This window comes from Sphingomonas sp. 3-13AW, from assembly GCF_049311085.1.
Taxonomy (GTDB): domain Bacteria; phylum Pseudomonadota; class Alphaproteobacteria; order Sphingomonadales; family Sphingomonadaceae; genus Sphingomonas.
Genome location: NZ_JASNVZ010000027.1, coordinates 28,424 through 46,424 on the forward strand (window position 1 = coordinate 28,424; position 18,001 = coordinate 46,424).

14 protein-coding genes are annotated in these 18,001 nt (G+C 69.6%); all 14 read left to right on the forward strand.

What is annotated here, in order from left to right; all coding sequences use genetic code 11:
- Positions 1-17 precede the first annotated feature (17 nt).
- Positions 18-1,703 carry a peptidoglycan D,D-transpeptidase FtsI family protein gene (locus QP045_RS18780; protein WP_422516534.1) on the forward strand — a complete coding sequence of 562 codons (1,686 nt, stop codon included), beginning with the start codon at positions 18-20 and terminating at the stop codon, positions 1,701-1,703.
- Positions 1,700-3,121: a UDP-N-acetylmuramoyl-L-alanyl-D-glutamate--2,6-diaminopimelate ligase gene (locus QP045_RS18785; protein WP_422516535.1), complete on the forward strand. Its 1,422-nt coding sequence runs from the start codon at positions 1,700-1,702 to the stop codon at positions 3,119-3,121. The genes QP045_RS18780 and QP045_RS18785 overlap by 4 nt, the downstream gene beginning before the upstream one ends.
- Complete coding sequence (locus tag QP045_RS18790; RefSeq protein WP_422516536.1) at positions 3,118-4,488, forward strand: UDP-N-acetylmuramoyl-tripeptide--D-alanyl-D-alanine ligase; 1,371 nt, start codon at positions 3,118-3,120, stop codon at positions 4,486-4,488. The genes QP045_RS18785 and QP045_RS18790 overlap by 4 nt, the downstream gene beginning before the upstream one ends.
- Positions 4,488-5,558 (forward strand): phospho-N-acetylmuramoyl-pentapeptide-transferase, encoded by a 1,071-nt coding sequence (mraY, locus tag QP045_RS18795; protein WP_422516537.1) that lies wholly within the window; start codon positions 4,488-4,490, stop codon positions 5,556-5,558. The genes QP045_RS18790 and mraY overlap by 1 nt, the downstream gene beginning before the upstream one ends.
- Positions 5,555-6,844 carry a UDP-N-acetylmuramoyl-L-alanine--D-glutamate ligase gene (murD, locus tag QP045_RS18800; RefSeq protein ID WP_422516538.1) on the forward strand — a complete coding sequence of 430 codons (1,290 nt, stop codon included), beginning with the start codon at positions 5,555-5,557 and terminating at the stop codon, positions 6,842-6,844. Before mraY ends, murD begins: the two co-directional genes overlap by 4 nt.
- A complete protein-coding gene (locus QP045_RS18805; RefSeq protein ID WP_422516539.1) occupies positions 6,841-8,058 on the forward strand; it encodes an FtsW/RodA/SpoVE family cell cycle protein in 1,218 nt (405 codons plus the stop codon). Before murD ends, QP045_RS18805 begins: the two co-directional genes overlap by 4 nt.
- Positions 8,058-9,212, forward strand: a complete 1,155-nt coding sequence (gene murG / locus QP045_RS18810) for an undecaprenyldiphospho-muramoylpentapeptide beta-N-acetylglucosaminyltransferase (protein ID WP_422516540.1) — start codon at positions 8,058-8,060, stop codon at positions 9,210-9,212. Before QP045_RS18805 ends, murG begins: the two co-directional genes overlap by 1 nt.
- Positions 9,209-10,636, forward strand: a complete 1,428-nt coding sequence (gene murC, locus QP045_RS18815) for a UDP-N-acetylmuramate--L-alanine ligase (RefSeq protein ID WP_422516541.1) — start codon at positions 9,209-9,211, stop codon at positions 10,634-10,636. Before murG ends, murC begins: the two co-directional genes overlap by 4 nt.
- Entirely contained in the window at positions 10,633-11,556 is a 924-nt protein-coding gene (gene murB / locus QP045_RS18820) for a UDP-N-acetylmuramate dehydrogenase (protein WP_422516542.1), read from the forward strand. The genes murC and murB overlap by 4 nt, the downstream gene beginning before the upstream one ends.
- A 43-nt stretch (positions 11,557-11,599) precedes the next feature.
- Entirely contained in the window at positions 11,600-12,541 is a 942-nt protein-coding gene (locus tag QP045_RS18825) for a D-alanine--D-alanine ligase (protein ID WP_422516543.1), read from the forward strand.
- Positions 12,538-13,512, forward strand: a complete 975-nt coding sequence (locus QP045_RS18830) for a cell division protein FtsQ/DivIB (RefSeq protein WP_422516544.1) — start codon at positions 12,538-12,540, stop codon at positions 13,510-13,512. Before QP045_RS18825 ends, QP045_RS18830 begins: the two co-directional genes overlap by 4 nt.
- Before the next feature lie 11 nt (positions 13,513-13,523).
- A complete protein-coding gene (gene ftsA / locus QP045_RS18835; protein ID WP_422516545.1) occupies positions 13,524-14,783 on the forward strand; it encodes a cell division protein FtsA in 1,260 nt (419 codons plus the stop codon).
- A 113-nt stretch (positions 14,784-14,896) separates the two neighbouring features.
- Positions 14,897-16,387, forward strand: a complete 1,491-nt coding sequence (gene ftsZ / locus QP045_RS18840; RefSeq protein ID WP_422516546.1) for a cell division protein FtsZ — start codon at positions 14,897-14,899, stop codon at positions 16,385-16,387.
- A gap of 137 nt (positions 16,388-16,524) precedes the next feature.
- Positions 16,525-18,001: tetratricopeptide repeat protein (locus tag QP045_RS18845; protein WP_422516547.1), on the forward strand; the 1,477-nt coding region annotated here is incomplete at its 3' end.

Consider the following 18,001-nt stretch of genomic DNA (forward strand, 5'->3'; position numbering starts at 1 on the left):
TCGTTGTCGCCCCCCCGATGACTCAGCGCCAGGGTGATGGCGGCCGGCATTCGCTGGTCGCCATTGCGCATGTGCGGCTGATGATCGTGCTGCTGCTGTTTGCAGCCGGGGTGGCGATGGTGCTCTTGCGGCTGGCGACGCTGGCGATTTCGACCTCGCCGGCTTCGTCGCGGGATGCGGCGGCGGCGCTGGTGCCGCTGCGCGCCGACCTCGTCGACCGCAACGGCGCGCCGCTTGCCCGTACGATCGATGCCTGGTCGATCGCGGTCCGGCCCAACAAGGTCATCGGCGACAAGGCGCAACTCGCCGACCAGCTCGCCATCGTGCTGCCCGAGCATGATGCGGCCTATTACCGCCGCATCCTCCAGGGTTCGAGCACGTTCCGCTACCTGCGTCGTCGCGCGGTGCCGGAGCTGGTCGGGCAGGTGAACGCGCTCGGCGAGCCGGGCATCGTGTTCGCGCGGGAGCCGGAACGGCTTTATCCGCAGTCGACGATGGCAGCGCACGCGCTGGGCTATCTCGACATGGACGGCCGCGGCATGCGCGGCATGGAGCGCTACCTCGACGCACGGCTGACCGATGGCGCCGGCCGTGGCGAGGCGATCGCCCTCTCGATCGACGTGCGCGTGCAGGCGGCGCTGGAGAGCGAACTCAGCCAGGCGATGGCACGCTTTCAGGCGGTCGGCGCAGCCGGCGTGATCCTCGACGTGGATACGGGCGAGGTGATGGCGATGACCTCGCTGCCGACCTTCAATCCCAACAAGGTGACGAGCGGCGGGTCCGAACTGAACACGGTGACGCAGGGCGTCTATGAGCTCGGTTCCACCTTCAAGCCGCTGACGGTCGCTGCCGCGATCGAGACCGGCGTCGCCAGCTCGATGAGCAAGCGCTACGACGCGACCCAGCCGTTGCAGATCGGCCGCTTCCGCATCCATGACGATCACGCGCAGCGCCGCTGGCTCAACATTCCCGAGACGCTGGTGCATTCGTCCAACATCGCCACCGCCCGGATCGCGGACGAGATGGGCCAGGAGCGGATGGCGGCGCTGTTCCGCAGCCTCGGCTTCGACAAGCCGCCCAGCATCGAGATCGAGAAGGCCGGCACCATCTGGCCGAGCTTCTGGGCGCGAACCACCACGCTCACCAGCGCCTATGGCCACGGCATCGCGGTGACCCCGCTGCATCTGGCGACCGCCTATGCGACGATGATCAACGGCGGCATCTGGCGCCCTGCCACGCTGCTCAAGCGCGCGCCTGGCGAGGTGCCCGCCGGCCGCCGCGTCTTCAGCGAGGCGACCAGCGCCCGCATGCGCCAGTTGCTGCGGCTGATCGTGCAGGAAGGTACGGGACGCCGGGGCGAGGCGCCGGGCTTCCGCGTCGGCGCAAAGACCGGTACCGCCGAGCGCGCGACGGGCGGCGGCTATTCCAAGAAGGTCAACGTTTCGACCTTTGCAGCGGCTTTCCCCATGGATCATCCGCGCTATGTGGTGATCGCGATGCTCGACTCGCCCAAGGGAACAGCCGAAACCTATGGCTTCACCAGCGCCGCCTGGACGGTCGCGCCGGTGGCTTCGCGCGTGATCAGTCGCACGGGGCCGCTGCTTGGCGTGATCCCGGATGCGCGGGCGGACGTCGACACGTCGGAATTGCGCGGGCTGCTCTGGCGGCCGGCGGGCCAGGACAAGAGTGCGGGACCGGAATGAAGTTGGGAACTCTCCTCGGGAACGATGGCGGCCCGACCGTCACCGGCTTTGCGATTGATCATCGCAAGGTCGCTCCCGGTACGATCTTTGGCGCGTTCGAGGGCGCGACCGTGAATGGCGAGGACTTTATCCCCGCCGCCATCGCCGCTGGCGCCATCGCAGTGGTCGCTCGACCCGAAGCGGTGGTGCAGGGCGCGCTCCACATCGCCGACCGCAACCCGCGCGAACGGTTCGCACGCCTCGCCGCTGCCTTTTTCGCGCCGTTTCCAGAGACTGCCGTTGCGGTCACCGGCACCAACGGCAAGACCTCGACCGTCGAACTCACTCGCCAGCTGTGGCGGATGCAGGGCCATCACGCGGCCTCCATCGGCACCCTGGGGGTCACCACCGCAGACGATCGCGTCTCGACCGGACTGACCACGCCCGACATCGTCACCTTCCTTTCCAATGTGGCAGGGCTCGCGCGGGAGGGGGTCACCCATCTCGCGTTCGAGGCATCGAGCCACGGCCTCTCGCAATACCGTACCGAGGGCGTGCCCGTGCGCGCCGCTGCGTTCACCAACCTCAGCCGCGATCACCTCGACTATCACGGCGACATGGCGACCTATTTCACCGCCAAGCTGCGCCTGTTCTCGGAAGTGCTCGATCCCGATGGCACCGCCGTCGTGTGGGTCGATGATCCCTATTCCGATCGCGTGATCGACCTGGTGCGCATGCGGGGCAACCGGCTGCTGACGGTCGGCCAGCATGGCGAGACGCTGCGCCTGGTCGGGCGCGATCCGACGTTGCTCGGCCAGGCCCTGACGATCGAGGCAGAGGGCGCCACTCACAAGGTCAACCTGCCGCTGATCGGCGCCTATCAGGCGGCGAATGCGCTGACCGCCGCCGGCCTCGTGCTGGCGACCGGGGGCGACCTCAAGGCGACGCTTGCCGGCTTGTCGCGACTGCAGCCGGTTCGCGGGCGGCTCGAACGCGCGGTCATCACTCGCAGCGGCGCCCCCGTCTACGTCGACTATGCCCACACCCCCGATGCGATCGAAGCGGCGATTGCGGCGCTCAAGCCCCATGCCGCCGGCCGCCTGATCGTGGTGGTGGGCGCCGGCGGTGATCGCGACACCGGCAAGCGCAAGCCGATGGGCGCTGCCGCGGCAGCCGGCGCAGACGTGGTGATCGTTACCGACGACAACCCCCGTGGCGAGGACCCCGCCCGCATCCGCGCGCAAGTGCTGGAGGGAGCGCCGGGCGCGCGCGAGATCGGCGGCCGTCGGGATGCCATCGCCGCCGCGATCGCGGAGGCCGGGCCGGAAGACATCGTGCTGCTTGCCGGCAAGGGGCATGAACAGGGGCAGATCGTAGGAGATCTGGTGCTGCCGTTCGACGATGTCGCGGTGGCGCGGGAGTGCGCGGGGGCCGTATGACGCCCCTCTGGACCTCGGCCGAGATCGCGTCTGCCACCGGCGGCACCGCATCGGCCGATTTCGCGGCCAACGGCGTCACGTTCGATTCGCGCGAAGTGACGCGCGGCGACCTCTTCATTGCCTTGAGCGGGGAGGCGACGGACGGCCATCGCTTCCTCGACGGCGCCTTCGCGCGCGGCGCGGCCGGCGCGCTGGTCTCTGCCGATACGCCGCATCCCAGCGTCCGGGTTGCCGACACCATGGCTGGGCTGGAGGCACTGGCCCGCGCCGCGCGCAGCCGCTCCGCCGCGACCGTGATCGGCGTCACCGGCTCGGTCGGCAAGACCGGCACCAAGGAGGCGCTGTTCGCCGCCCTCGACCGCGGTGCGCCCGGCGCTGCGCATCGCTCGGTCAAGAGCTACAACAATCACACGGGCGTGCCCCTCAGCCTGGCGCGCATGCCGGCGGCGACCCGCTTCGGCGTGTTCGAAATGGGAATGAACCACGCCGGCGAACTGGCGGCGCTTACCCGCATCGTCCGCCCGCATATCGCGGTCGTCACCACCATCGCGCCCGCCCACACCGCCTTCTTCCCGTCGGAAGCCGCCATCGCCGACGCCAAGGGCGAGATCTTCCAGGGGCTGGAGCCCGGCGGCACCGCCATCATCCCCTTCGACAGTCCCCATCGCGACCGGCTGATCGCAGCGGCACGGCCATATGCCGGTCGCATCGTCACCTTTGGACTTGGCGACGGCGCCGATGTGCGTGCGGTCGAGCATGTCGCGATCGGCACCGGCGGCACCTTCGTCATCGCAAAGCTGGGCGAGCGCGAGCTGAGCTTCACGCTCGCACCTCCCGGCGTGCACTGGGTCGCTAACGCCATGGCGGTGCTGGCGGCGGTCGATGCTGCGGGCGGCGATCTTGCCCAGGCGGGGCTTGCGCTCGCCGACCTGCCGGGCCTCCCCGGCCGCGGCGCCCGAATCGAGCTGGCGGTTGGCGACGGCAGCGCGCTCCTGATCGACGAGAGCTACAACGCGAACCCCGCCTCCATGCGCGCGACGCTGAAGGTGCTGGCGGAAGAACCGGGCCGCAAGCTCGCGGTACTCGGTGAAATGCGGGAGCTGGGGGAGGCGAGCGCCCGCTTCCACGCAGAGCTCGCCGGCCCGCTCGGTGAGGCGGGCGTTTCCCACGCCATATTGGTTGGCCCGGGCATGGCGCCCCTAGCTGAAGCCCTTGAGGGTGCGGTGGATTTCGTCCATGTGCCCGACGCCGCCGCCGCGCAGGATCGCCTGTTGGCACTGCTTGCGCCGGGCGACGCGGTTCTCGTCAAGGGTTCGAATGGGGTGGGGCTGGCGGCCGTCGTGGCGGCGCTGGCGGAAAGAGGCTGATGCTGTATCTGATCGCCGAGACGCTGGGTTTTCCGGGCGTGCTCAACCTTGTTCGATATCTGAGCTTTCGCAGCGGCGGTGCCGTCGCGACCGCGCTGTTCATCGGCCTTATCATTGGCCCCCGCTTCATCGGCTGGCTGCGCGTGCGCCAGGGCAAGGGTCAGCCGATCCGTACCGACGGGCCGCAGACCCATCTCGCCAAGCGCGGCACGCCCACCATGGGCGGGCTCATGATCCTTACGTCGATGACGCTGTCGATCCTGCTGTGGATGGACCTGCGCAACCCGTTCGTCTGGGCGTGCCTGTTCGTCACCCTGGGCTTTGCGGCCATCGGTTTCCTCGACGACTATGACAAGGTCCGCAAGGCGAGCACCGCGGGCGTGCCTGGTCGCGTGCGCCTGTTGCTGGAGTTCGTGATCGCCGGCATCGCCAGCTGGCTGATCATCCGCGAGACGGGCACCCAGCTCTACGTGCCGTTCTTTTCCAGCGTCGCGATCGATCTGGGTCCGTTCTACGTTGTGTTCGCCGCCTTCACGATCGTGTCGTTCGGCAACGCCGTGAACCTCACGGACGGCCTCGACGGCCTGGCGACCATGCCGGTGATCATCGCCTCGGTCGCGTTCATGGTCATCGCCTATCTCGCGGGCAACGCGAAGTTCGCCACCTATCTCGGTATTCCGTACGTCGCCGGCGCGGGCGACCTCGCCATCCTGTGCGGCGCAATCGCGGGGGCGGGCCTTGCCTTCCTCTGGTTCAACGCACCGCCGGCCGCGGTCTTCATGGGCGACACCGGCAGCCTCGCGCTCGGCGGCGCGCTGGGCGCGATCGCCGTCACCGCGCACCATGAGATCGTGCTCGGCATCATCGGCGGCCTGTTCGTGGTCGAGGCGCTCAGCGTCATCATCCAGGTGTTCTTCTACAAGCGCACCGGCAAGCGGGTGTTCAAGATGGCCCCGATCCACCATCATTTCGAACAGCTCGGCTGGGCCGAGGCGACGGTGGTGATCCGCTTCTGGATCGTGGCCCTCGTGCTGGCACTCGCCGGCCTTTCCACGCTGAAGCTGCGATGATCGTCGCGGGCGTCTGGTCCGGCAAGCGCTATGCGGTGCTGGGGCTCGCACGCTCCGGTGTCGCTACGGTTGACGCGCTGCTGGCCGGCGGCGCCCAGGTTACCGCCTGGGACAGCGATCCCGCGCGGCGCGATGCCGTGACCGGCGCCACCATTGCCGACCCGCTCGAAATCGACCTTGCCGGCTTCGACGGCGTCGTGGTCTCGCCCGGCGTCCCGCTCAACAGCCATCCGATCGCCGCAAAGGCCCGCGCCGCCGGCGTGCCGGTGCTGGGCGACATCGAGCTTTTTGCCGAGGCGCGCCGCGATCTGCCGCCGCACCGCGTCGTCGGGATCACCGGCACCAACGGCAAGTCGACCACGACTGCGCTCATCCACCACATTCTCCAGACCGCCGGCGTGCCGACGCTGATGGGTGGCAACATCGGCCTGCCGATCCTGCAGCAGCAGCCGCTTGCCCAGGGCGGCGTCTATGTGCTCGAGCTGTCGAGCTACCAGATCGACCTGACGACCACGCTCGACTGCGACGTTGCGGTGCTGCTCAACATCACCCCCGATCATCTCGACCGCTACGACGGCTTCGACGCCTATGCCGCGTCCAAGGCCCGGTTGTTCGCGATGCAGACGCCCGGCCATGCCGCGATCATCGGCATCGACGATACGCCTTCGGCCCTGATCGCTCGCCAGATTGCGCAGGCGGGGCGCAGCGCCGATCTCACCAAGATCGCGCCCGGTGTCTGCATGGACCAGTCGCGCTGGCCCTCGCTTCAGGGCCCGCACAACGCCCAGAACGCGCTCGCCGCCATCGCCGCCTGTGAGGCGCTGGGCATCGACAATGCTGCGATCGACGCGGGCCTCGCGAGCTTCGCCGGCCTGCCGCACCGCATGCAGCGGGTAGCGGAGGTGAACGGCGTCGCCTTCATCGACGACAGCAAGGCGACCAATCCCGAATCGGTCGCCCCCGCGCTCGCCGCCTTCCCGCGCGTCCACTGGATCCTGGGCGGCAAGCCCAAGGGCGATGACCTCGACGCCTGTCGCCCGGGCTTCAGCCATGTCGTGCGCGCCTACACGATCGGGGAGGCCGGCCCGCGCTTCGCCGAGATATTGGCGCCCGAACTCGCGGTGGAGGAGGCCGGCACCATCGATGCCGCCGTCCGCGCGGCCGCCGCCCGCGCCAGGCCCGGCGACGTTGTGCTGCTGTCGCCGGCCTGTGCCTCGTTCGATCAGTTCAGCGACTATGCCGAGCGTGGCCGCGCCTTTGCGCGTGCGGTGGAGGACCTGCGATGACCGATTTTGCGCGTTCGGCCGGACCCATCAGCGAGCGCGTCCAGCGCCACGTGAGCCGCGGTACCCGCTCGCCGATCGGCCTTTGGTTTCGCGACATCGACCGCGTGCTGCTGCTGATCGCGATGCTGCTGATCGCGCTGGGGCTGGTCGCGGTCGCTGCTGCCAGCCCGGCGTCGGCCGTCCGCTATTCGAGCGGCGCGGTGAAGATTCCGGCGATGGCCTATTTCTGGCGGCAGGCGCTTTGGGTGGTGCTGTCGTTCCCGGTGATGATCGCCGTATCGATGCTGCCAGCGACGGCGGCGCGCCGCTTTGCGCTGGGCGGCGCCGCGCTATTCCTGTTCCTCCTCATGGCAACGCCGCTGGTCGGCGTGGAAGTGAACGGCGCCCGGCGCTGGATCGGCCTTGGGTTCAGCCAGTTCCAGCCGTCCGAGTTCCTCAAGCCGATGTTCATCGTGACGACGGCCTGGATCCTGTCGTTTCGAGCGAAGGATCCGCACCTGCCCGTCGTGGCGATCACCGGCGCGCTCACGGCACTGGTGGGCGGCATCCTCATGCTGCAGCCCGACTTCGGCCAGACGATCATCTTCGGCGCGGTATGGCTCACCCTGCTGATGATCGCGGGCATCTCGCCCCGGATCATGGCGCTGCTGGGCGCGCTCGGTGCGGGCGGCGTGGTCGCAGCCTATGTCTTTTACTCCACCGCGCGGGTCCGTATCGACAGCTTCCTGTTCCCCAATCCCGATGCTGTCCACACCGACAGCTATCAGACCGACATGGCGCATGCCGTGCTGACGGCCGGCGGGATCACCGGGACGGGCCCCGGCGGCGGCCGCATCAAGTTCAAGCTGCCAGAGGCACACACCGATTATATCTACGCCGTGGTGGGTGAGGAGTTCGGCCTGATCGCCTGTGCGGCGATCGCCCTTCTGTTTCTCGCGCTGGTGGTGCGCGTGTTCGTGAAGCTGCTGGACGAGGAAGATGCCTTCCGGTTGCTCGCGGCAGCCGGTCTTGCCGTGCAGTTCGGGCTTCAGGCGCTGATCAACATGGCGGTGAATACGGGCATCGCCCCGTCCAAGGGCATGACCTTGCCCTTTATCTCCTATGGCGGTTCTTCGATGGTGGCGCTGTCGATTGGCATGGGACTGCTGCTCGCTTTCACGCGCAGGAACCCGTATCTGACGCGCTCTCCTTACGGTACCCGGTGGAACGGTTGATGCGCGGATCGAAACATTACGTCCTGGCAGCTGGCGGCACGGGGGGACACATGGTCCCCGCGGCGGCCCTTGCGACGGAGCTTGCGGCGCGCGGGCACCGCGTGGCGCTGGTCAGTGACGAGCGCGGCGTGCGCTTCCCCGGCCTGTTCGAAGATGTGCAGACTCATGTGTTGCCCGCTGGCCGGCTCCAGGGCGGGCCGCTGGGCTGGCTCCGCGCCGGGCGGCAGATGCTTGCCGGGCGGGCGATGGCGATGACGCTGTACGACACGTTCCAGCCATCCGCTGTCATCGGCTTTGGCGGGTATCCCGCGCTTCCCGCGCTGGCCGCCGCCTTTGCTCGCAAGGTGCCGACCATCATCCACGAGCAGAACGCCGTGCTCGGCCGGGTCAATCGCCTGGTCGCCGGCCGCGTCAACGCGATCGCCACCTCCTATGAGGACGTCCAGCGGCTAAAGCCGGGCTATGCCGCCAAGGTTTACCTGGTCGGCAATCCGGTGCGGGAGTCGGTGCTGGCACTGCGCGACCGCCCGTTCCCGACGCCGGAGGAGGACGGCCTTTTCCGCGTGCTCGTCACCGGCGGCAGTCAGGGTGCCAGCATCCTCAGCCAGGTCGTGCCCGACGGCCTCGCGCTGCTTCCGCTCCACTTCCGCCGCCGGCTTCAGGTTACGCATCAGGCACGGATCGAGGACATCGACCGCGTCCGCGCGCAATATGCCGAGCACGGCATCCCGGCGGAGATCGCGACCTATCTGCCCGACCTGCCCGAGCGCCTGGCCTGGAGCCATGTCGTGATCGCGCGCGCCGGTGCCTCCACGATTGCGGAACTGACCGCCGCGGGTCGCCCGGCGATCCTCGTGCCGCTACCCAGCGCTACCGATGATCACCAGACGGCGAACGCGCGGGAGATCACTCAGGCAGGCGGCGCGCGCACCATCGCGCAGACGTCGTTCACGCCGACCGAACTCGCCAAGCAGATCCAGAAGCTCGGCCTGGAGCCGCTGGCGCTCGAGAATGCGGCATTGCGTGCGCGCAGCTGCGGCCGCCCATATGCCGTGCGCGACCTCGCCGACCTGGTCGAGAGTATCGACGCGCCGCCCGCAAAGGTCCCGCCGCGCGCCGTCAAAGCCGCTCCGGTTCGGGAGGCGCTGGCATGAAGGGCGTCGCAACCGACATCGGGACGATCCACTTCGTCGGCATCGGCGGCATCGGCATGTCCGGCATTGCCGAGGTGATGAAGAACCTGGGCTATCGCGTGCAGGGCTCTGACGTTGCCGAGGGCTATGTCGTGCAGGGCCTGCGGGATCGCGGGATCCCTGTCGCGATTGGCCACGCCGCCGCGAACCTTGGCGATGCGGTCGTCGTAGTCACTTCGACGGCGATTCAGCGCGGCAATCCGGAGGTCGAGGCGGCACTCGCCCGGCGCGTGCCGGTGGTGCGCCGCGCCGAAATGCTCGCCGAGCTGATGCGCCTCAAATCCACGGTCGCGGTCGCGGGCACCCATGGCAAGACCACGACGACCTCGCTGATCGCGGCGCTGCTCGACGCGGGCGGTGTCGATCCCACCGTCATCAACGGTGGCATCATCAACGCCTATGGCTCCAACGCCCGGCTCGGCGCGAGCGACTGGATGGTGGTGGAAGCCGACGAGAGCGACGGCAGCTTCCTGCGGCTTGACGGCACCATCGCCGTGGTGACCAACATCGACCCCGAGCATCTGGACCATTACGGCTCGTTCGACCGGGCCAAGGACGCCTATGTCGAGTTCGTGGAGAACGTGCCCTTCTATGGCGCGGCGGTCCTGTGCCTCGACCATCCCGAAGTGCAGGCGATCATTCCGCGCGTTCGCGACCGGCGCATCGTGACCTATGGCTTTGCGGCGCAGGCCGATGTGCGCGGCACGAACATCGAGTCCAAGGACGGCTGCAACCGCTTCGACGCGGTCGTTCGCCATCGCGACGGTAGCCAGCGCACCATCGCCGACATCGTCCTGCCGATGGCGGGCCGCCACAACGTCCAGAACGCGCTCGCCGCGATCGCGGTCGCGATCGAGATGGGCATCGACGATGCCACCATCGCCAGCGGCTTTGGTGCTTTCGGTGGCGTGAAGCGCCGCTTCACCAAGGTCGGCACGGTGGCGACACCGGCGATGACGGTGATCGACGACTATGCCCATCATCCCGTCGAGATCCGCGCCGTGTTGTCCGCCGCCCGTGAAGCATCGGCGGGGCGGGTGATCGCGGTCGTCCAGCCGCATCGCTATTCGCGGCTCGGCGCGTTGATGGACGACTTCGCACAGGCGTTCAACGACGCCGACGCGGTCTACGCCCTGCCGGTCTATGCCGCAGGCGAGGCGCCGGTCGAGGGCGTGACGGGCGAGGCGCTGGCCGAGCGCATCTGCCGCCGTGGCCATCGCTCCGCGCAGTCGGTCGCGGACGCGTCCGCCCTGGCGCAGGTGCTGGCGGCGGATGCGCGGGAGGGCGACCTGATCGTCTGCCTGGGCGCGGGTGACATCACCAAGATCGCTGCCGGCCTCGCCACCGCCATCGTCGAGGCGAGCCGGGTGGAGCAGGCTGCATGAGCGACGCCGCCCTCCGTTCTGATGTCCCCACCGGCGCGCTGCCGTCAGTCGCGGGGAAGGTCGAGCCGCAGGGTTCGCTCGCCGAGTTCATCTGGTTTCGCACGGGCGGCCATGCGGAGTGGCTGGTGCGCCCCGATACGGTCGAGGCGCTGGCATCGCTGCTGGGCGCGCTCGATCCCGATACGCCGGTGCTGCCGGTGGGAGTCGGCTCCAACCTGATCGTGCGCGACGGCGGCGTGCCGGGCGTGGTCGTACGCCTGCCCAAGGCGATGGCCAGGGTCTCGGTCGAACCCGGCAACCGGGTGCGGGCAGGGGCCGGCGCGATGGGCATCACCGTCGCATCGGCGGCCCGCGACGCCGGGATCGCCGGTCTCGAGTTCCTGCGCGGCATCCCCGGCACGGTCGGCGGTGCGGTGCGGATGAACGCGGGCGCCTATGGCCGCGACACCAGCGACATCCTGATCGAGGCGACCGTGGTTACCCGCGTCGGCGCGATCGAGACCTGGCCGGCCGAGCGGCTCGGCTACACCTATCGCCACTCCGAACTGCCGGCAGGCGCCGTCGTCGTGGAGGCGCTGTTCGCGGGTACGCCCGGCGATCCCGCGACCATCGGTGCCGAGATGGACCGCATCGCCGCCGAGCGTGAGGCTTCGCAGCCGCTGCGCAGCCGCACCGGCGGCTCCACCTTCAAGAACCCGGCGGGGCACAAGGCATGGGCGCTGATCGATGCCGCGGGTTGCCGGGGTCTGCGCCGCGGCGATGCGCAGGTGAGCGAAAAACACTGCAACTTCCTCCTCAACCTGGGGAACGCCAGCAGCGCCGACATCGAGGCGTTGGGCGAGGAAGTGCGGGCGCGGGTAAAGGCCCATTCCGGCGTCGAGCTGGAATGGGAAATCCAGCGCGTGGGGCTGGCCAAGTGATGCCGCAAATCTTTGGATGGGCCGTGCGCCTGGGAGTGTTTCTGTGACCGAGCCTAGCCTTCACATCGCCGTGCTGATGGGCGGCTGGTCGTCCGAGCGCCCGGTCTCGCTGATGTCGGGCGCGGGCGTTGCGGATGCGCTGGAATCGGTCGGCCATCGGGTCACGCGGATCGACATGGACCGCGACGTCGCCCTGCGGCTTGCCGAGGCGAAGCCCGACGTCGTCTTCAACGCGCTGCACGGTTCGCCGGGTGAGGACGGCACCGTCCAGGGCATGCTCGACCTGATGGGGCTGCCCTATACCCACTCGGGCCTCGCGACCTCGGTGATCGCGATCGACAAGCAGCTGACGAAGCAGGCGCTGGTCCCGCACGGCATCCCGATGCCCGGCGGCCGCATCGTCCGCACCGAGGAGCTGTTCGAGCGCGACCCGCTGCCGCGCCCCTATGTGCTCAAGCCTGTGAACGAGGGCTCGTCGGTCGGCGTCGCCATCGTCACGGACGAAGGAAATTACGGCAACCCGATCGCGCGCGATGCGATCGGGCCGTGGCAGGAATTCGACGAGCTCCTCGCCGAGCCGTTCATCCGCGGCCGTGAGCTTACCACGGCGGTGCTGGGCGACCGCGCGCTCGCCGTGACGGAGCTTCGCCCCAAGTCCGGCTTCTACGACTTCGACGCGAAATACACCGAGGGCCTGACCGAGCATGTCTGCCCGGCCGAGATCCCTGACGACATTGCCGAGGCGTGCAAGGCGATTGCGGTTGCCGCGCACCAGCGGCTCGGTTGTCGCGGCGCGTCCCGATCGGATTTCCGCTGGGATGACAGCCAGGGCGTCGAGGGGCTGTTCCTGCTGGAGGTGAATACCCAGCCCGGCATGACCCCGCTCAGCCTCGTGCCCGAACAGGCGCGCGCGGTCGGCATGTCCTATCCGCAGCTGGTGCAGTGGATCGTCGACGAGGCCCTCACCCATGGAGCGACCGAATGAGCCGCGCAAGTTCCAGGCGGGCCGCGCCCACGCGCACGGTGAAGCCCAAGCGCCGGCCGCAACCCAAGCGCCAGCGCCGGCCCTCGATCCTCGATCACGCCGTCGCCCGGGTGCCGGGCGGCGAGGCGACGGTGCGCAAGGCCGCGGCCTGGGGCATCACCGCCGTCGTCGGCGGCGCTGCCGTTGCGACTGCGGCCTGGCTCGGCGTCTTCGGCCTGGTCGGCACCGCAATGGCAGAGGGCATCGGCAGCCTTGGCTTCCGGGTCGCGCAGATCGAGGTGACCGGCCTCAAGCGCATGGACGCGAACTCCGTCTACGCGGTCGCGCTCGACCAGCGCTCGCGCGCGATGCCGCTGGTGGACCTGAACGGCACCCGCGACCGGCTGCTCGAATATGGCTGGATCGCCGATGCGCGCGTTTCCCGCCGCCTGCCCGACACGCTGGTGATCGACGTGGTCGAGCGCGACCCCGCAGCGGTGTGGCAGAACAACGGCCAGCTGATGCTGATCGACCACAAGGGCGTGCTGCTCGACGAGGTGCCGCCGCACGCGATCCCGCGCCTGCCGCTGGTGATCGGCGAGGGGGCGAATGCGCAGGAGCCCGCCTATCAGCGCCTGATCGCGGCCGCGCCGGCGCTGCGCCCGATGGTCAAGGCGGCGACCTGGGTCGGCAATCGCCGCTGGGACCTGCTGTTCCAGTCCGGCGAGACGCTGGTGCTGCCGGAAGGGGAGAAGGCGGCGGCGCAGGCGCTGGTCCGCTTTGCCCAGATGGACGGCACCATGGGCCTTTTGGGCAAGGGCTATGGCCGCTTCGACCTGCGCGATCCCAGCAAGCTGGTGGTGCGCATGGCACCGGGCGCTGCGGCGCCGGCGACGGAAGACGGCACGCCCGGCAACGCGACCGACGCAGGCGCCGGTACGGGCGGTAACGACACGGGCAGCATCGACGCCGGCAGCAACGGCGTCGTTTAAGGGGCAGGGCGATGGCGAAGGTAGCACCGGAAGGACTGATCACCGCACTCGACATCGGGTCGTCGAAGGTGTCGGCGCTGATCGCCCAAAAGGGCGACGGCGGTGAGCTGGTGGTGCTGGGCACGGGCCAGCGTGAGAGCCGCGGCGTCAAGCGCGGCTATATCGCCGACATGAAGGCGACCGAGACCGCCGTGCGTGAGGCGGTGGAGCAGGCCGAACGCATCGCCGGCCTCAATATCGAGGACGTGTGGGTCAGCTTCTCGGCCGGTGGGCTGCTGTCCGACATCGTCAAGCTCGAGGTCGACCTGGGCGGCCATCGCGTCGAACAGTCGGACGTGGATGCGCTGCTGAAGGCCGGGCGCAACGCCATCGACCCCGGCGCGCTGATGGTGATGCACGCGCAGCCGATGCGCTATTCGCTCGACGGCCTGGGCGGTGTGCGCGACCCGATGGGCCTCCATGCCGATCGGCTGGGCGTGGAGATCCATGTCGTCGCCACCGAGGGGTCGCCGGTCCGCAACCTCGACCTGTGCGTTCGCTCCGCGCACCTTGAGGTGAAGTCGATCATCGCCGCGCCCGTCGCGACCGGCCTTGCCTGTCTGTCCGAGGAAGAGCGCGAGCTGGGCGTCGCGCTGGTCGAGATCGGCGCCGGCGTCACCAACGTGTCGGTGTTCGCGAACGGCGTGCTGACCGGCCTCGCGTCCATCTCGATGGGCGCGGCCGACATCACCGACGACGTCGCCTCCGCCTTCGGCACCGGGCGCAGCCAGGCCGAGCGTCTCAAATGCTTCTACGGCTCCGCCAACATGAGCCCGCGCGACAACCACGACATGATCGACGTGGCCCCGGTCCGCCCCGACGAGGACGCGGAAGGGACGCGGATCACCCGGGCACAGCTGATCGCGGTGATCCGCCAGCGGCTCGACCGGCTGATGGCGGAAATCCAGAAGGAGCTGCGCAAGCTCAACTTCGACGATCCGGTCGGACGGCAGGTGGTGCTGACCGGCGGCGGTGCGGAGTTGAAGGGGATCGCGGACTATGCGCAACAGGCGCTTGGCCGCACGGTTCGCGTCGGTCGTGCGCGCGGGTTGACCGCGTTGCCGGAGGCGCATTCGGGTCCGGGTTTCGCGACGCTCGCGGGCCTGGCCATGTTCGCCGCGTCCGATCCGGTCGACCTTCGGGCCATACAACCGAGCCATCAGGTGGTCACTCGACCCAGTCCGATGGCGATGTTGCAGCGTCTGATGGCCGCCTTTCGGACCAACTACTGAAGATTTGCTACGGATGGTGGCGATCGGGGCTAGTCCACCCCAAGCCGTTGGTGCAAAACAAGTTACATAAGTGAGCGCTGGCCAGGGGCCGGCCGCGCTTCGGGAGATCAGGAATGAGCATCGAATTTCTTCCGCCGGACCTCGACGATCTGACGCCGCGTATTTCGGTGATCGGTGTCGGCGGTGCGGGCGGCAACGCCATCGCGAACATGATCCGCGCCGACGTCCAGGGCGTGGAGTTCCTGGTCGCCAATACCGACGCGCAGGCGTTGAAGCAGTCCGACGCGCCGCAGCGCATCCAGCTGGGCGTGAAGATCACGCAGGGCCTGGGTGCCGGCAGCCGGCCCGAGATCGGCCGTGCCGCGGCCGAGGAAACCATCGAGCAGGTGCAGGAAGCGCTTCAGGGCGCCCACATGTGCTTCATCGCGGCCGGCATGGGCGGCGGCACCGGCACCGGTGCAGCCCCGGTGATCGCCAAGGCGGCGCGTGAGATGGGCATCCTGACCGTCGGCGTGGTGACGAAGCCCTTCTCGTTCGAAGGCAAGAAGCGCGCCCGCTCGGCCGATGCCGGGATCGAGGAGCTTCAGAAGTATGTCGATACCCTGATCGTCATCCCGAACCAGAACCTGTTCCTGATCGCCAACGCCAACACGACCTTCAAGCAGGCGTTCGAAATGGCGGACGAAGTGCTGCAGCAGGGCGTGCGCGGCATTACTGACCTGATGGTCATGCCCGGCCTCATCAACCTCGACTTCGCCGACGTCCGCTCGGTGATGCAGGAGATGGGCAAGGCGATGATGGGCACCGGCGAGGCCGAGGGCGACAGCCGTGCGATCGAAGCCGCGCAGAAGGCGATTGCCAACCCGCTGCTCGACGGCGTGTCGCTGAACGGCGCCAAGGGCGTGATCGTCTCGATCACCGGCGGCGACGACATGCGCCTGCTCGAAGTCGACGAGGCCGCGAACCACATCCGCGAGCTGGTCGACGACGACGCCAACATCATCTGGGGTTCGGCCTTCAATCCGGAGCTGGAAGGCAAGATCCGCGTCTCGGTGGTCGCGACCGGCATAGAGGCGAGCTCCCCCGCGCAGCAGGCGGCGATCGCGGCCGAGCCGGTGCGCACGTCCTTCTCGTTCGGCGGTACCCGTCGTCCGGGCGGTGCACCGGCTGGCGAGCCGCAGTCGACGGAGGCACCCGTTGCTGCCGCACCGGCACCCGCGCCCGCAGCGGAAGCACCCGCGCCTGCGCCGCTGCCCACGGCCGCTGCACAACCGGCCGCCGCTCCCGCGCCCGCACCCCAGCCGCCGGCAGAGGACAGCGATGAGCTCGTCCTCGGCGCCGACACGATGGTCCCCCCGGCAGCAGCGCCGGCCGGCGCGGCCAAGCCCTCGGCCGACGAGCCGCGTCCGGGCTTTGAGGCACGCCGCCGCTGGCTGACGCCGGGTACCGAGGCGGCTGGCGACGACCAGGGCGGCCGCAGCCGTCCGGGTGGCACGCTGTTCGAGCGGATGGCCAATGCCGGCCGTGCGCCTGCCCGTGGTGACGAGACCGCCAAGGAGCCGCTCGACATCCCGCGCTTCCTGCATCGCCAGAACAACCAGTAAGTTGCCGATGGCCGGGCGCCCGTTCGGGGTGCCCGGCCATGCATCCTCCCGTTCATCCGCCGGGAGCTTCGGCTGGTCGCCCCGTGCACGGCGCGCAATTCCCGTTTCCCGTTTGCGCGTCTAAGGTGGCCGCACCCATGAATCGTTTTCCGAGCATCGGGCGCGGAGCGTTGCTGGCAACGCTGTTCGCTGCCTCCTCACCGGCACTGGCGCAGGGCCTCCTGCACCCTGCCTTGGCGCAAGCGATCGTGCAGCAGGCGACGCCGAACGCGGATCGCCTTTCCGCGCAGATGCGGATCCTCGCTTCCAACCCCAATGATCTTGCCGCACTGATCGAGGCCGGCCGGCTGAGCACCCGCCTTGGCGATCCCCAGGCGGCGGTGCAGTTCTTCGCCCGCGCCGACAAGATCCGGCCCGGCGACCCGCGCGTGCTCGCCGGGCGCGCCTCCGCGCTGCTGACGATGGAGCGCCCGGGTGAGGCGCTGCGGCTGTTCGAGGCGGCGGAACGTGGCGGGCTGCAGCCCAGCTACTTCGCCGCCGACCGCGGTCTCGCCTACGACCTGCTCGGCTACCCCACCAACGCGCAACGCGACTATCGCCTGGCGCTCGCGACGGAGCGCGACGACGAGGTCGTCCGCCGTCTCGCGCTTTCGCTGGGCATCACCGGCGACGTGCGCGCGGCGAACCAGCTGCTCGACCCGCTGCTGCGGCAGAATGACCGGGCGGCGTGGCGCGTCCATGCCTGTGTGCTGGCGATGCAGGGCGATGCCGCCGGCGCCGATCGCATCGCGGCGGCGATGCTGCCGGGGTTCGGCACGCAGCTCGCGCCGTTCTTCCGCCGTTTGCCGTCGCTGTCGCCGGCCGATCGCGCCTTTGCCGTCCATTTCGGGCGGCTGGGCAGCACGCCGGGCCGGATTGCCGATGCCCGGCTCGCCCCGCCGGTGACGCCCGCTCCGCGCACCGAAGCACCGGTTGCCCCGGCTCAGGTGGCGGCGGCTCCGGCGGCGACTCAGGCCACCCCCACCCGGAAGCTTTCCGGCCGCGAACGCCGCGCCGCCGCAGCGGCCGCCCGTCGCGAGACCGAAGCCCGCCAGCGTGAGGCGGAGCTCGCCGCCGCGCGCAAGGCGGAGGCCGATCGCCTCGCCCAGATCGAGGCCGCCCGCGCTGCCGAGGCGGCGCGCGTCGCCCAGGCCGCCAGCCTTGCGGAAGCCGCGCGCGTGGCCGAAGCACGACGCCGGGCGCAGGATGCCGCGCTCGCCGAAGCGCGCCGCCGTGCCGAGGCCGAACGCGTCGCGCAGGTCCAGCGCGCGTCCGAAGCCGCGCGTGCGGCCGAGGCACAGCGCCTGGCCGAGGCAGCCCGGCTTGCGGACGCCCAGCGCGCCGCAGCCGCAGCCGCCGCAGAAGAAGCGCGCAGCGCCGCGGAGGCTCGATCCTCCCGCGCCACGGCCGCGCCGAAGCCGCCGGCACCCGCGAGCAGCAACGCCGCGGCAGCCGCTACGGACACCACGCTTGCGACCATCATCCGCAACCTGACCATCCCGGCGGACGAACTCGGCGTGCCGCCGCTCCCGAACGCGCAGCCGGCCCCCGCGCCCGCCCCGTCCGGCACGGTAG

Excerpts from the sequence above, each read along its gene's own strand:
- QP045_RS18780 (WP_422516534.1), top strand. The coding sequence starts at position 18 with ATGACTCAGCGCCAGGGTGATGGCGGCCGGCATTCGCTGGTCGCCATT.
- QP045_RS18785 (WP_422516535.1), top strand. The coding sequence starts at position 1,700 with ATGAAGTTGGGAACTCTCCTCGGGAACGATGGCGGCCCGACCGTCACC.
- QP045_RS18790 (WP_422516536.1), top strand. The coding sequence starts at position 3,118 with ATGACGCCCCTCTGGACCTCGGCCGAGATCGCGTCTGCCACCGGCGGC.
- mraY (WP_422516537.1), top strand. The coding sequence starts at position 4,488 with ATGCTGTATCTGATCGCCGAGACGCTGGGTTTTCCGGGCGTGCTCAAC.
- murD (WP_422516538.1), top strand. The coding sequence starts at position 5,555 with ATGATCGTCGCGGGCGTCTGGTCCGGCAAGCGCTATGCGGTGCTGGGG.
- QP045_RS18805 (WP_422516539.1), top strand. The coding sequence starts at position 6,841 with ATGACCGATTTTGCGCGTTCGGCCGGACCCATCAGCGAGCGCGTCCAG.
- murG (WP_422516540.1), top strand. The coding sequence starts at position 8,058 with ATGCGCGGATCGAAACATTACGTCCTGGCAGCTGGCGGCACGGGGGGA.
- murC (WP_422516541.1), top strand. The coding sequence starts at position 9,209 with ATGAAGGGCGTCGCAACCGACATCGGGACGATCCACTTCGTCGGCATC.
- murB (WP_422516542.1), top strand. The coding sequence starts at position 10,633 with ATGAGCGACGCCGCCCTCCGTTCTGATGTCCCCACCGGCGCGCTGCCG.
- QP045_RS18830 (WP_422516544.1), top strand. The coding sequence starts at position 12,538 with ATGAGCCGCGCAAGTTCCAGGCGGGCCGCGCCCACGCGCACGGTGAAG.
- ftsA (WP_422516545.1), top strand. The coding sequence starts at position 13,524 with ATGGCGAAGGTAGCACCGGAAGGACTGATCACCGCACTCGACATCGGG.
- ftsZ (WP_422516546.1), top strand. The coding sequence starts at position 14,897 with ATGAGCATCGAATTTCTTCCGCCGGACCTCGACGATCTGACGCCGCGT.